Annotated in this window: 13 protein-coding genes; 8 read left to right on the top strand and 5 right to left on the bottom strand. The window is 51.6% G+C overall.

Going from position 1 to position 14,381, the window contains the following annotated elements:
* Nucleotides 1–151 precede the first annotated feature (151 nt).
* Nucleotides 152–1,813 carry a glutamine--tRNA ligase/YqeY domain fusion protein gene (locus tag AC6ESP_RS19810; RefSeq protein ID WP_497098462.1) on the bottom strand — a complete coding sequence of 554 codons (1,662 nt, stop codon included), beginning with the start codon at nt 1,811–1,813 and terminating at the stop codon, nt 152–154.
* Nucleotides 1,814–2,092: 279 nt separating this feature from the next.
* Between AC6ESP_RS19810 and AC6ESP_RS19805 the strand changes: the two genes are divergently transcribed.
* The 4 genes from AC6ESP_RS19805 to AC6ESP_RS19790 all read left to right on the top strand — a co-directional run bounded on the left by AC6ESP_RS19805 (nt 2,093) and on the right by AC6ESP_RS19790 (nt 5,964).
* Nucleotides 2,093–3,313, top strand: a complete 1,221-nt coding sequence (locus AC6ESP_RS19805) for a hypothetical protein (protein ID WP_497098461.1) — start codon at nt 2,093–2,095, stop codon at nt 3,311–3,313.
* On the top strand, nt 3,310–4,059 hold the full coding sequence (locus AC6ESP_RS19800) for a glycosyltransferase (protein ID WP_497098460.1): 750 nt from the start codon (nt 3,310–3,312) through the stop codon (nt 4,057–4,059). The genes AC6ESP_RS19805 and AC6ESP_RS19800 overlap by 4 nt, the downstream gene beginning before the upstream one ends.
* Nucleotides 4,049–5,254: a glycosyltransferase family 4 protein gene (locus tag AC6ESP_RS19795; protein WP_497098459.1), complete on the top strand. Its 1,206-nt coding sequence runs from the start codon at nt 4,049–4,051 to the stop codon at nt 5,252–5,254. The genes AC6ESP_RS19800 and AC6ESP_RS19795 overlap by 11 nt, the downstream gene beginning before the upstream one ends.
* A 122-nt stretch (nt 5,255–5,376) precedes the next feature.
* Entirely contained in the window at nt 5,377–5,964 is a 588-nt protein-coding gene (locus AC6ESP_RS19790) for a hypothetical protein (protein WP_497098458.1), read from the top strand.
* An 81-nt stretch (nt 5,965–6,045) separates the two neighbouring features.
* Here the strand turns inward: AC6ESP_RS19790 and AC6ESP_RS19785 are convergent, their stop codons facing one another.
* The 4 genes from AC6ESP_RS19785 to AC6ESP_RS19770 form a co-directional block, all read right to left on the bottom strand.
* The gene (locus tag AC6ESP_RS19785; RefSeq protein ID WP_497098457.1) at nt 6,046–6,183 is read right to left on the bottom strand and encodes a hypothetical protein; all 138 of its coding nucleotides are present in this window, start codon (nt 6,181–6,183) and stop codon (nt 6,046–6,048) included.
* A 265-nt stretch (nt 6,184–6,448) separates the two neighbouring features.
* A complete protein-coding gene (locus AC6ESP_RS19780; RefSeq protein WP_497098456.1) occupies nt 6,449–6,931 on the bottom strand; it encodes a CcdC family protein in 483 nt (160 codons plus the stop codon).
* Nucleotides 6,932–7,036: 105 nt separating this feature from the next.
* Nucleotides 7,037–8,665 (bottom strand): response regulator transcription factor, encoded by a 1,629-nt coding sequence (locus AC6ESP_RS19775; protein ID WP_497098455.1) that lies wholly within the window; start codon nt 8,663–8,665, stop codon nt 7,037–7,039.
* Nucleotides 8,643–10,547, bottom strand: a complete 1,905-nt coding sequence (locus AC6ESP_RS19770) for a cache domain-containing sensor histidine kinase (protein WP_497098454.1) — start codon at nt 10,545–10,547, stop codon at nt 8,643–8,645. The genes AC6ESP_RS19775 and AC6ESP_RS19770 overlap by 23 nt, the downstream gene beginning before the upstream one ends.
* A gap of 131 nt (nt 10,548–10,678) precedes the next feature.
* Between AC6ESP_RS19770 and AC6ESP_RS19765 the strand changes: the two genes are divergently transcribed.
* The 4 genes from AC6ESP_RS19765 (at nt 10,679) to AC6ESP_RS19750 (ending at nt 14,380) form a co-directional block, all read left to right on the top strand.
* Nucleotides 10,679–11,560 (top strand): carbohydrate ABC transporter permease, encoded by an 882-nt coding sequence (locus tag AC6ESP_RS19765; protein ID WP_497098453.1) that lies wholly within the window; start codon nt 10,679–10,681, stop codon nt 11,558–11,560.
* The gene (locus AC6ESP_RS19760; RefSeq protein ID WP_497098452.1) at nt 11,560–12,390 is read left to right on the top strand and encodes a carbohydrate ABC transporter permease; all 831 of its coding nucleotides are present in this window, start codon (nt 11,560–11,562) and stop codon (nt 12,388–12,390) included. Before AC6ESP_RS19765 ends, AC6ESP_RS19760 begins: the two co-directional genes overlap by 1 nt.
* A 65-nt stretch (nt 12,391–12,455) precedes the next feature.
* Nucleotides 12,456–13,742, top strand: coding sequence for an ABC transporter substrate-binding protein (locus AC6ESP_RS19755; RefSeq protein WP_497098451.1), 1,287 nt, complete (start codon nt 12,456–12,458; stop codon nt 13,740–13,742).
* A 140-nt stretch (nt 13,743–13,882) separates the two neighbouring features.
* Nucleotides 13,883–14,380, top strand: coding sequence for a MarR family winged helix-turn-helix transcriptional regulator (locus AC6ESP_RS19750; protein ID WP_497098450.1), 498 nt, complete (start codon nt 13,883–13,885; stop codon nt 14,378–14,380).
* The last annotated feature ends 1 nt before the right edge of the window (nt 14,381 follow it).

Genomic DNA, 14,381 nt, shown 5'->3' with positions numbered 1-14,381 from the left:
TTCAGATTCCACCTCACGATGGACACCCTTGCCTTAAGCTATGGCTACTACTGCCTTCGCCATTCGGGACTTGAACCCTAGAGATAGCGCCCATGCTGGGCGCACCAAAAAAAAGCCTGCCGGACATCCGGCAGGCTTGGGTCATTGCATGTTAAGCCTTCGAAGGATCGAAGGAGCTTTTGAGAGAGACAATACGATTGAATACCAGCTTCTCAGGCGTCGTATCCTTCGGATCAACATTGAAATAGCCGTGGCGGAAAAACTGGAACTTCTCTTGTCCTGCAGCATCCTTCATATTCGGCTCTACGAAGCCATGCAGCACTTCTTGATTGTTCGGGTTAATGCATTCAAGGAATGGCTTGCCTTCCTCTTCCGCTTCATTCGTAATCAATGGCTCATACAAGCGGAAGTCCGCTGGGACAGCTTGCGAAGCATCCACCCAGTGAATGGTTCCTTTGACCTTGCGGGCATTGAAGCCAGATCCACTCTTCGTAGCCGGATCATATGTGCAGCGCAGCTCGATAACATTACCGTCCGCATCCTTGATAACCTCTTGGCAAGTAATGAAGTAAGCATGCTTCAGACGAACCTCATTGCCAGGGAACAGACGGAAATATTTATTCGGAGGGTTCTCCATGAAGTCGTCTTGTTCAATATAAATTTCACGCGAGAATGGAATTTGGCGGCTGCCCATTTCCTCGTTCTCCGCATTGTTCTCCGCATCCAGAAGCTCAGACTCGCCTTCCGGATAGTTCGTAATGACAACCTTGAGCGGCTGCAGCACAGCCATGGTGCGCAAGGCCTTCATCTTCAGATCCTCACGGATATAATGCTCAAGCATTCTCTCATCGACAGCACCGTTGGATCTCGTAACGCCGATGCCGCGGCAGAACTCGCGAATCGCTTCCGCTGTATATCCTTTGCGGCGAAGTCCGCTGATCGTCGGCATTCTAGGATCATCCCATCCGTCAACGACACCTTCGTCAACAAGCTGCTTCAGCTTTCTTTTGGACATAACCGTGTTCGTCACGTTAAGCCGTCCGAATTCATACTGGCGAGGCACAGCCTCCATCTCACATTCCTCTACTGCCCAATCATACAATGGACGGTGGTCTGCGAACTCCAGCGTACAGATGGAATGTGTAATGCCTTCGATTGCATCACTGAGCGGGTGCGCATAATCGTACATCGGGTAGATGCACCAAGCATCGCCTGTCCGGTGATGATGCGCATGCGCAATACGATAGAGCACAGGATCACGCAGATTAATGTTAGGTGAAGCCATATCAATCTTGGCACGAAGCACTTTGGCTCCATTCGGGAACTCGCCTGCGCGCATACGAGCGAACAGATCCAGATTCTCTTCGACGCTGCGTTCACGATAAGGGCTGTTTTGTCCCGGCTCAGTCAGTGTACCGCGAGTCTCACGGATCTCATCTGCTGTCAGATCGCATACATAGGCTTTCCCTTTGTTGATCAGCAGCACTGCGCGATTATATAACTCTTCGAAATAATCCGATGCGAAGCGAAGATCATCCCATTCAAAGCCCAGCCAGCGCACGTCCTCTTGAATGGATTCCACGTATTCCGTATCTTCCTTCACAGGATTCGTATCGTCAAAACGAAGGTTCGTTCTACCTTTAAATTCATCTGCCAACTCAAAGTTCAGGCAGATAGACTTGGCATGCCCGATATGCAAATATCCGTTCGGCTCCGGCGGAAAGCGGGTCACAACTTCCTGCACGTGGCCTTCCTTCAAATCTTCGACGACGATTGTTTTAATAAAGTTAGAGGATGATGTCTTATTCTCCACTGTGTTTTCCACGGCGACCAACCTTTCCCACGATAAATAATTATCTTCTTATAATACACAAATTCGCAGGAAATTACACCGCATTACCTTAAATACGGGCCTAGGCAAGCAGAAATGGCTTCTCCGTCCTCATAAAGGACGGTACCGTACCGGCGAGAAATAAAAGGATCATTGATAGCGTGAAACCTATACATGCTTATATTTCAAAAAAAACGGTATGGAAGATGCCTTCTTTTTCATAGGCTCCAATATAGGTTATGGAACGGAAGGTGATCGGACGTGGCGTCTGAACCCATTATTATTTTTCCCAGCGGGGGCTGGAATGACATCCCTCTAATCCAGAGAGCATGGCTCGAGAGTCTCGCAGCCCGGCACAAGTTATATCTCGTAACAGAGAATCAAGAGCAGCAGACAGGACCTGCCGAGTCCTTGCCTCTAGAGAGACTTAAGCATATAGGGTGGAGTGAAGCGTCAGCTATTCTCCTGCATCCCTGCTGGGTTCATATGGCCATGCCACTGGCACCCAGCTGTCTCATAGCTATGCTTGGCGCATTCGAGCAGTCCCAGGACCCTCTATGGTGCAAATGCCGGAACTGGCTGTGTGCGCATGCCTCTCTCGTTGTGGCAAGCTCGGAGAGCTTTTATTTGGAGCAGGCTTTTCGAAGAGATGGTGTATTCCTGCTGGATGGCTCAGACGAAACCTCTGATCTATTCGCTATGCAGGCGATGGAATGGCAGGTTAGCGGGTACGAGCCGGATACGCTGGTCAGGCTGCAGCAGCGCTATCGGGCGAATTGGCTGGAGCATACGCAGCAAGCTAGGACGGAAGGAGCAGGCATTGGCACCGTGTCTGAGCAGCAAGCGGATCAGCTATTTCTCCTATCGGTCTACCGCTACTTAGTGGGAGATTTGGGGAAGGCTCGTGAGCAGCTTCTTGCCGCTTTTGAAGCGGCCATACTAGCGGGTAAGGAGCATGTGCTGCAGCATATCTATCGTTTTCTATCTGCAATAGAGCTGGAGCAAGGCTTCATAGAGGATGCTGTGAGAACCTATGGATACACGGCCCTGTCCGCACAAGAGCGGCAGCATGCCGAGACGCTGTCCAGATGGATGGAGCTTGGTCATATCCATGCTGCCCACGCACTCCTCCTCCAGCTTAATGACGATCATCGCAGAGCAGCCGAGCTTCTGGAGACGCGGCTGAATGAGCCCATGCTGAGAGGCATGCTCATCGAAACCTACATTCTCACAGGACAGCTTAAGAGAGCCTACGCGCTTACTCAGCCGAACCAGCTCCAATCAAAGTCAGAGCGCCAGCGCTTCATGCTCCTCCGTGGAACGGTCCTCCTGCTGGAGGGCAGGCGCCACGAGGCTATTCATCAATTCCTGCAGTCTGCCGAAGGCCAGCTGGAGGGGCTCGGCAATATGATGGAGCTGGCGGTTATGGATCAAGCCGTAATGGAACGGATTAGCGGGAGGGGAGGGAACACAGAGCCATGACAAGCACACGATGGACGGGACGCAAAAGCTCGAACAATAAATTAACCGCTATTATGCAGGTGCGCAATGAGGAAGGACGCTATTTGGAGGCTCTGCTGGCTGATCTGTCAGGCTTCGTGGATGAGATAGTCATCGTGGACGATGCGAGTACAGATGGGACGCCTGAGCTATGCTTGTCGTTCGAGAAGGTTATCAAGCTCGTCAGGAATGAAACATCGTTATTCCATACGGAATGGAAGCTGCGGGAGCAGCTGTGGCGGGCCGCCGCCGAGACCGAGCCAGATTGGCTGTTAGTCATCGATGCGGATGAGTTTTACGAGGATTATGCCAAGAAGAAGCTTCGCCAGCTGATTAATCAAGATGAATATGATTGGATTGCTTGTCGAATGTTCGATTTCTGGGGCTCGGTGACCCACTACCGCGAAGACGAGCATTGGAGCTTGCATCAACGGCATGTGATGACTGTCGCCCGCTACCTCCCCGGCTACCACTACGCTTACCCCCGCTTCGAGCATCATGCGCCAAGGCTGCCATTCACCTATGCTGTCCTTCCCGGTATACAGACCGAGCTGAGGGTGAAGCATCTAGGCTGGGCAGGTAGTCCAGAGGAGCACCGCGCCAAGTACGAGCGTTACAAGCTGCTCGATCCTCACGGGCAATGGGGCAGTCTTGCTCACTATGAGTCGATTCTCGATTCGAATCCGCAGCTTGTCCGCTGGCAGGAGAAGGAGCTTGATGATGAATAAGTCTGAGACTGTGCTAGGCAAGGGGCTTGCTCCGGCAGCTTCTCTAGCTGCGCATCCGGGCTCGAGGATCGTGTCCATTCTTACGCATAATTATTTGAACGGGTATGAACAACAATATACGCGACCATTCGGCGGCGGACTGGAGCGCTATGTACAGCTGCTATGCCGGGTCATTGCACAAATGGGGCTGCTGCCTGTCGTACATCAGCTGTCCTATTATGGTGAGTTCGATACGAGCTATGAAGGCGTTCGTGTACGCGGCTGGTTATTCGACAAGGAACGAATCGGCGAGGCATTCGAGCAGATGGCAAGTGAAGCCGAGGGCTTGCTTATCTATGCAAGCTGTATTTGGCATCCGATCAACTATGTACCGGGCAGCATCGGGATTTGTCACGGTATTAATTGGGATCGGCACGACATTCCCCTTACAGATAAGAGCAGCATCGCCGCCATTATACAAGATGCGACTCAGCAGCTTGATGTGATCGTCTCTGTCGATTCGCATTTTCAAACGTATTGCAGATCTGTGTGCGAATACGAGGAATCTAACCAGATCGTGCTCATTCCTAATCCTGTCGATACCGATTGGTTCACGCCAAGGTCTCCTGCGCGTCCCTCCTCCCATACGCTGCGAGTGCTTTATCCGCGCAGGCTCAGCTATGAACGCGGGGTCGTGTCTATGATGCTCCTGACTGATACGCTTCTAGCCAGCCACCCGACTGTCACGGTTGAATTCGCCGGAGAGCTCATCGAGCAGACGCCTATTGCCATCGCAACTCGCCTCTGGCTCGAAGCGCATCCCCATCACAAGCGAATTATCCTCCATAAATATTCCTTCGAGTCGATTCGGGATGCGTACCGCATGGCGGATATCGTCGTCATTCCGACGCTGTATTCCGAAGGCACCTCCCTCTCTTGTCTGGAAGCGATGAGCTGCGGCATTCCTGTCGTAGCAACGAATATTGGGGGCCTGAATGATATCGTGATCGACGGCCTGAATGGCAGGCTCGTTCCTCCGCAGGCGGAGGCATTGACCGCTGCTGTGAGCGAGCTTATCGAGCAGCCTAAGCGGCGCCGGAGCATGGGAGCTGCTGCCCGCAGAACAGCTGTCGCCTTCGACATTCAGAAGTGGAATGCCCGCTGGCAGCAGGTGATTGCGGCGCAGCTGGCACGGCTGGAGGATCGGCAGCCGTGACTAGAGGGGGTACATGGCTGAGCTAATGCGCAGCAGCAGCTCCTGCTCGCACTGCAGCGGCGCAGGCAGCAGCGCCGCTGCTTGTTGGGCTGGCGCGCTGGCGGCTCTCGCGCGCGCCGCGAATGAGGCGGCGAGCCCCGCGCTGGCGGCTCGCGAGTGCCATGGCTGCGCCGCTAGCGCACGCGCGGGTGCCTGCGCCTGTGGCGCTGCTGTGCGCAGCAGCAGCGCCGCAAGCGCGCCGCTTGGCGCGGGCGCATGCGCGCGAAGCAGCGCGCACCATTGCAGCGGCGCAAGTGTGCGCGCTGCTAGAGGCACTGGCGCGGCGAGCAGCGCCTGCCACGCGGGCCAAGCGCGGACGCGCAGCAGCGCTTGCGCGAGCGCGGAAGGCGCGAGCCCTGCTGCTTCGCCGAGCAGGCGCTGCGCTGCCTCACTATCCCCGCTGCGCAAAGCCAGCGCGGACAAATACAACGACCTTCTCGCGCTTGTCTCCGGCATCCGCTCCCATAGCTTACGCCCCTCAGCCTCGTTTCCTTGCTGCACATGATGCAGGCCTCTATAGAATAGCCCCCGCTCCTGCAGTCAATCTATCAGCTTGGCGCTTAATAGCGGCATTCGCTCCATTCCAAAATCTGCATACCGTTCAGCGACGACTTCCCGAGCAGATAATCCAACTGAAGTATCCTGCTCCCATGAACACAAGCATTCCATAGCCTCTGCTTGTCGATTATTCACGCGATCATTCAGCGCACCGAGCATAAGAAGCCTCTCCCATGCCGGTATATAATCAGGCTTTAACGCAATAGCACCCACAAAATCATCAACAGAAGCCTGCCAGCTGTACAACCTTTCTGAAGCGAAGCCTCGCGCAAGCTTCGTCCGATAGCTGCCCGCTCCAGCAGCTGAAGAATAGTAGACAGGTGATGCCCCAATAGCAAGAGCTTTCCCGGCGCCCACGGCGTCCTCTGCCCGGTCCTGCTCCAGCCATCAGACCATCAGCATTAATATCGTAGGCTCACTAACTTTGCTAGGCTTAATGGGCACAGGAGCTGAGGTTATATGGTGGGAAAACTAATACAATTGCACACACAAACGGGGCTGTCCCAAAAGGTCAAATAAACCTCTTGAACAGCCCCGTTTTCTTATCATATCCTTGTATAGCATGCACATATAACTACTTATCGGCTGCAGCAGAGGCTACGATTCTACCTTTTGGAGCCGCATGAAATCACTAACCATAGCAAGCCGCCAAGGAATAATCATCCCGAACGCCAGCAGGAAGAACATAGCTCCAGTCTGTGGAATAGACATATATTGCTCTACCACCTGATGCAGAGACAGCCTAATGGCAAGCAATGTAATCATTATAAAAATAAACGCTTTAGAGCGTCGCACATAAATATCCGCTTCGATTCTCTCTAGGCGTGTGGTCACGACTAGTGGAAAAGAAAAGATCAGCATGCCTGTCCCGAACGCAGCCAGCCCCCAGCCCCATGGAATATGTGTGAAAGGGAATGCGAACATGATGAAGCCCGTCGCCATCCCGAAGGGAGGTATGACAATTTTCCGCAAAGAGGTCGGTTGTTTCCCTGCCCGAATACGCAGCACAATAAGCATAAACCCGGCTAGAAGGGATACGATAATGGAACCAATCTGGATCGTTTCAGTGGATAGCAGCATCTCGCACTCCACCCCCGTTATTTGGATATAAAAGCTCTTTCATTATTCCATCGTACTGTAAAACAATATATACTGCAAATCCCAGAACACCCGCAGGCAGCACCGCTATTGCAGCTTCAACTCAGCACGGAATGCCTTCGGAGACAAGCCCTCCTGCTTCTTGAACACTTTGCTGAAATATTTCTCGTCGTGGAACCCGACCATCTCTGCGATTTTGGCAATTCGCAGATTGGGGTTGAGCATGAGCAGCTTCGCCTTCTCGATACGGAAATTCGTAATATAATCGATGATATTAATGCCGTATTCCAGCTTGAACTTGCGTGAGACATACTCACGGCTGACGAAAAAGCGGGCTGCAATATCCTGTAGAGAGAGCTCGGATTGATAATGCTGCTCGATATAACTGGCAATATCAGTCATCGTAGCCTTCTCCTGTACCTGCCGTTCCCCTATCATCCCAGAGAGCCTCCGAAGAAGCCGATAAGACCAGTCTCGCCAATTCACCAGAGAGAACACGTTGGCATTAGAATAAGGCGCTTTCAGAGCTCCTTCTCCTTCTATAAGAGATTGAACCGCATCCTCCCCAGACTGCCCCCCCATAGTCTCGCGGAGTAATCGAATGCCGAATGACATGGCGTCCTTCGCATATTCATTGAGCAGCTGCGGTGTAATGCCACCGGCGTGGCGAGCAGCCTCAAGCCACTTCTCAGACGCCAAGGTTAACAGCTCCTCTTGGCCGCTTAGCACGGCTAACCGCCAGTCCTCCTCTGAATCCGAGAACGCCATTCGCCTTCCTGTACGAAGCGGCTCCAGCGTATGAATGTATACGTTCATCTCGAAGACATCTCGATGCCATAGCGCCGCACGAGCCTCTTCATGCAAGCTCTGCATCGCATCTGGGAATGCCCCTTCACTGCTCATGCCGAAATGCATGCGACGCTGCAGCGTAACGAATAACCCTTCGTTGATGCTCTGTAGAATGGCAGGCAGCTTGTCCTTCTCCCCCCACACAGCGATAATGATCTCGACTCCACTTGCTGTCCCTTTATATCGAAAAGCAGTGCCGCGCTTCATCGGCAGCAAGAATTCATTGCATACATTAATGATGAAATAATGCAGCAAATTGCTGTCGGAGACGAAGCGCTGCTGGAGCTGCGCATCCGAGACATCTACCTGCAGCAGCGCTAGCCGAACAGCATTGACACCTTCAGGAACGACGCCTTCCTCATACAATCTACGCACATTATTTCTCACAGTAGACGGCTCGTCGATGAGACCCGTCAGCAGCTGATCACCGTACACCGGCTTAAGCTCATTCAGCCTCCAGCTCTGCTGCTGCTGCCGATTACGCTCATGCTCCTCCTGAAGCCATTCTGAAGCCGCCTTGGATACAGCTGCATTAATGGCCTCCGGCTCGATTGGCTTGAGCAAGTAGTCAATGCCCCCATGACGAACCGTCTGCCGCACGAAGTCGAAGTCATCGCGGCCGCTGACTACGATGAACTTCACTGAGTTTGCACACTCTTTGACCCATGTCATAAGGTCAACGCCGCTCCCCGCAGGCATCATCATGTCCATAATCACGATAGCGGGCCTGTCCTTCCTAATCAGCTCGATCGCCTCATAGCCCCCGCTAACCTCTTCAATATCCGTGATGCCATGGGTTTCCCAGTCCACTAACAGCCGAACCGCCTTACGGACGCGGGCCTCATCATCTACGATCAATGCTCTCATCTGCTGTTCCCTCCTTTCCTGCTGCATGCTTGGTTTGTATAAGAACCTTCACTCGAACACCGCGAGGCTCGTCATTATCGATCTCTAGACTTGCCGTCTCTCCATACAGCATCCGCATTCGGGTTAGTACATTGAGCAGTCCGATGCTTGGCTCTGCATGGTCCTGAGCTTTCTTTATTTTCCTATTGACCGTCTTGGCTTCATCCTCAGCCATGTCTCCATGCTCCTGAGCCTCCCCAAGAGGCTCGTAAGTCTCGCCCTTGGCCAGCTCCGCATGAATCACCGCCAGACGCTCCGGTGAAATCGAGGCCCCATTGTTCTCAACTACCAAAGCCAGCATATCCTCCTCCTGCCAGCTTGCAGTGAGCCTTATTCTCCCATCCTCAGCCGTCTTATCCATCCCATGCTTAAAATAGTTCTCGATAATGGGCTGTAGAAGCATTTTCGGCATTTCAACGCCCAGCATGTCATCGTCTACCTTCGCCTCGAATTGAAAGCGATTCTCGTAGCGTTCCTTCTGCAGCTCGATGTATGCCTTGAGATGCGCCAGCTCCTCACGAAGCGTAATCGTTCCCGATTCATTATCCATACTGTAACGCATCAGCCGCGCAAGCGCGGATAACAGAGCATAGATTCGTGGAACCTTCAGCTCTAGTGCCAATGTACCGATAATCTGAATCGTATTATTGAGAAAATGCGGATTAATCTGCGCCTGCAGCGCCCGAAGCTGATTCGTCTTATTCGCGAGCTCCAGCTTGTATTCCCGCACAATTAAGTTATTGATCGTATCCATCATACTTCTGAATCTTACGAAGACAATACCGATCTCATCCTTGCTCATAGGATGAATGTCGACGTTCAGGTTGCCCGTCTGCACCTGATTCATATATTTCACAAGCTGCTTAATCGGCGCTGTAATTCGCAGTGAAATCAGGATGGTAGCCGCCACAACAACGATGAGTGACACAGCGAGCAGCAGCATATTTATTGCGGCAGCCTCATTCGCTTCTCTGATCAAATACGAGGTCGGAATTCGCTTGATCATCGTCCAGTCGGCTGCCGTAGATTCAATCTGGTCATAGACGAACAGAGCACCATCATACTCGAAATGTCCACGTTCCTCTCCGCTTGCCAGCTGCTTGTCGTACCAAGCTGCCCTGAGCTGCTTCCCTAGCCTCTTATCGTCAGCTGAGTAGATTATAGCTCCATCCTTGTCCACGATATAGAGCTCCTCTTCGCCTTGATCATACAGCTGCTCGACAATATCGCTCAGCAGGGTGAGCCTTACATCGATCGATAGATACCCGAGCGTCTCGCTCGAAGGAATACGCTCAATTCGGCGATGCAGCGTGAATACAAGTTCTGAAGGCTGCTGCGGCTGAAGCGAGGAGAAGCCGTATGTATGGCTGAGATGGGTCGGCTGAAGAGCTGAGCTTGCACCTGTCCCCACATAGGCCTGCACATCTTGGAAGGCGTTGATATCCGAGGCTCTTTTGGCACCTGCCACATTGGTTACAATGGTCGCCCGCTCTCCCACGCTAGCATATAAGTACACCTGATGCACCTCAGACACAGAGGACAGGATGTAAGAGAGGGATGCGAATACACGGCTATCCGTCTGAAAATCAGCTAAGCCCGTCTGCAGCTGCCGATACAGCTCCGAGTCAGAATAGACGTTAAGCGAGCCCCGGTTCAATTCCTCCAGCATGCCGCTGACGTTCCTCTGACCTTGATAGAGCAGGTTATTCGTTTCCTCGACCGCTCTTGTCTTCATTGATTTGACCGTATAAGAGTAAGTAACGACCATCGTCGTTACGATCGGAATAATCGTAGCCAGCAGCATGAACACGATTAACTTTGTTCGTATGCTATTCCATTTCACAAGGGGTATGCCTCCGTCTCCGATCAATATATTGCACCTGACCGGTCACATTCGTCGGTGTTTATGAACCTGTCTGACTTTCATAATTAAGATACAACAGATTTCCGGTTAAAAGAAAGGGGAGTTCTAGCATGGGCAGCAAGAGAATGTCCAGATGGTTGCCGCAGCTCGTATTCGTTGGGCCTGTTACCATCTTTTTTCTACTAATTATGATTATCCCGTTTCTGCTCGGTATGTACTATTCATTCACCGATTGGAACGGCGTTGCAGGAACAGTCTCCTGGGTAGGCTTCGATAACTTCAATCAAATATTTACGAATGATCCCGACTTCTGGTCTTCGTTCTGGTTCACCGTTCGATTCACCGCTGTCGGCGTCATCTTGACCAATATTGTAGGCTTCTTCTTGGCCTATCTTCTGACGAAGGGGCTGAAGACACGCAATGTGCTGCGGACAATCTTCTTCATGCCTAACGTCATCGGAGGGCTGCTGCTCGGCTTTATCTGGCAGTTCATCTTCGTAAAAGGCTTCTCCACACTCGGTGAGACAACCGGCTGGTCGTTCTTCAACCTTCCGTGGCTCGGTGATGAGACAACTGGCTTCTGGGGCATCGTCATGGTATTCGTATGGCAATCCGCAGGCTATCTGATGGTCGTCTACATCGCATCCCTTACGAATGTTTCGAAGGAAGTGCTGGAGGCCGCTGAGATTGATGGAGCATCCCGCATGCAGGTACTCCGCGGCATTATTATCCCGCTCATTATGCCAGCCGTTACCGTATGTCTGTTCCTAGCGATCTCGTGGTCCTTCAAAATGTTCGATCTTAACCTGTCGCTAACCAAAGGCGGACCGTTCAAGTCCACTGAATCGGTAGCACTCAACATCTATGCTGAGGCATTCCAGAACAACCGCTACGGACTGGGCACAGCGAAATCATTAATATTCTTCATTGTTGTTGCTATCATTACACTCATTCAAGTACGTGTCACCAAGAGCAAGGAGGTTGAGGCTTAATGGGCAAAAAATATACCGGCAAGCTGTTCCTGACCGAGGCAGTTATGGTCCTCATCGGCCTTGTCTTTCTAGCACCGTTCTATTTTCTTCTCGTGAACTCGGTCAAGCCCTTCGGCGATATTATGACCAACTCGGCTGCATGGCCTGAAGTAATCAAGTGGGAGAACTACTCCCGTGCTTGGGAGCTGACCAAATTCCCGCAGGCCTTCAGCAATTCCATGATCATTACGGTTGTGACGGTTATTCTGACTGCACTAATTAGCGCAATGGGCGCTTACCGGATGGTTCGTGCCAATACAAGGTTCAACCGCATTCTGTTCATGCTGTTCGTCATGGCGATGGTTATTCCGTTCCAATCGATCATGATTCCACTGCTTAAGGTTGTGAACACGCTCGGCGTCAACAACAGCATGTATGGACTCATTATGTGTTACCTGGGGCTTGGAGCTCCGCTGTCGCTCTTCTTGTTCCACGGGTTCATCAAAGCGATCCCGCTTGAGATCGAAGAAGCAGCAACGGTCGATGGCTGCAATCCGATTACGGTCTTTTTCCGTATCGTGCTGCCGCTTCTGAAGCCCATGCTGATGACTGTTATTATTCTGAACTGTCTATGGGTGTGGAACGATTACCTGCTTCCATCTCTCATTCTGCAGAAGCCTGATATGCGGACCATTCCGCTTGCGACCTTCGCTTTCTTCGGGCAGTACACGAAGCAGTGGGATCTTGCGCTTCCGGCACTTGTGCTCGGAATTGCACCAATTGTCGCCTTCTTCCTTCTGCTGCAGCGTTACATTGTTGAGGGAGTAGCGGCTGGCTCGGTAAAAGGTTAACATTCACTTATAGCCGAGCAGCCGATTCCATATAATAAAACCTATTTAAGGGGGAACTTTACATCATGATCAGAAACAAAAAGTGGTCCATGCTCTCGCTTGGTCTTGTGCTCGCCATGAGCATCGTATTGTCCGCATGTGGTGGAAGCAACAATGAAGGCGGCGACACAGCCAAAGGCGAAGTGAAGACCGTTACTATTTTCCAATTCAAAACCGAAATCGTTGAAGGCCTTAATGAGCTCGCTGTCGAGTTCAATAAAGAATATCCGAACATTAAGCTCGACATTCAAACCGTAGGCGGAGGTGCCGACTATGGCGCTTCCCTCAAAACCAAGTTCGCTTCTGGCGATGCTCCCGATATCTTCTCTAACGGCGGATATGCCGAGATGGAGATGTGGCTGGACAAGCTGGAGGATCTGTCTGACCAAGCGTGGGTGAAGGATCTGGTGCCTCTAGCAGCTGAGCCAATGACCAAAGACGGCAAAGTGTACGGTATGGCTATGAACCTTGAAGGCTTTGGCTATATCTACAACAAGGATATTTTCGAGCAAGTAGGCATTACTGAGCTTCCAAAAACGTACTCCCAGCTAGAAGCTGCCGCTAAGAAAATTCAAGCAGCTGGCATTACGCCATTCGCGAACGCTTACCAGGAATGGTGGCTGATCGGTAACCAAGGGATTAACCCTGCATTCGCGCAGCAGCCCGATGTGAATGCCTTCATCGCAGGCTTGAATGATGGTTCAGCGACGATTAAAGACAATGAGAAGTTCGCTGAGTGGGCTAAGCTGATGAAGCTGACTGTTGATTATGGCAATAAAAACCCGCTTACAACTGACTACAACACGCAAGTCGCTATGTTCGCAAGCGGCGAAGCAGCTATGATGCAAGAAGGCAACTGGGCACAAGTTCAAATCGACGGCATCAACCCTGATCTGAACCTTGGTGTTCTGCCTATGCCGCTTGGCGAAGATGTAGAAGCTAATGATAAGCTGAATGTTGGTATCCCAGCTAACTTGGTTATCAATAAAGAGTCTGATGTAAAAGAAGAAGCGAAGATCTTCCTGAACTGGCTCGTTACTTCGGATATCGGTAAAGAATATATCGTTAAGAAATTCAAATTCATTCCAGCATTATCGACTATCGAAGCAACACCTGAGGATATGGGCGACATCGGAACTGAGGTATACAACTATGTACAAGCTGACAAAGTGCTTGGCTTGCAGTCCTCGAAATACCCTGATGGCGTAACACAGGAATTCGCTAGCGTGATTCAGCAATACATTGCAGGCAAGGTCGATGAAACAGCATGGATGAACGGCATGCAGGCCTCATGGGACAAGCTGAAGAAATAATAGCTCTTGCACGATAGCGGAGAGGATACGACCTGTTGGTCGCGTCCGCTCCGTTTTTTTGTATTGACAGCTGATTCTGCTGAGGCCTATCCTATAGTTAGCCGACAAACTAATTGATAGGAAAAGAGGAAACAACCCTTATGCATAAACCTAACGGACCCGATCATGTCATGCGAATGATCCGTCATTTGATGCGTCAGCATCAGAAGCAGCTGCATACGTTACTGCAGGAATATGATATTTATCCTGGGCAGCCCCCGCTCATGTTCGCACTTAGCCGTGGCCCTGGCCGAAGCCAGAATGAGCTTGCGCAAGAGCTGGATATTAAGGCTGCAACTCTGACCGTTATGCTCAACCGAATGGAGAAGAACGGCATTGTAAGACGCGAGACCGACAAGCGGGACCAGCGTGTCTACCGGATTTATCTTACCGACAAGGGTGGCGCCGTGCTCGAGGAAATCCGGGAGACACTCAACATGCTGGAGGAACGCTCCATGGAGGGCTTCACTGCAGAAGAGAAGGATCTCCTCAAGGGACTTCTGTCCAGAGTCGGCGATAATATGAAGCGATTCGATTCATCCGATTCCAAGCCCAAGGCTCCTCCATCGGATTCGGTCGAACCTCAGAGCCTGAGGTGAT

The organism is Paenibacillus xinjiangensis (assembly GCF_059686975.1).
Note: the sequence above shows the minus strand (reverse complement) of the source record. Positions and strands in the feature narration are given on the sequence as shown.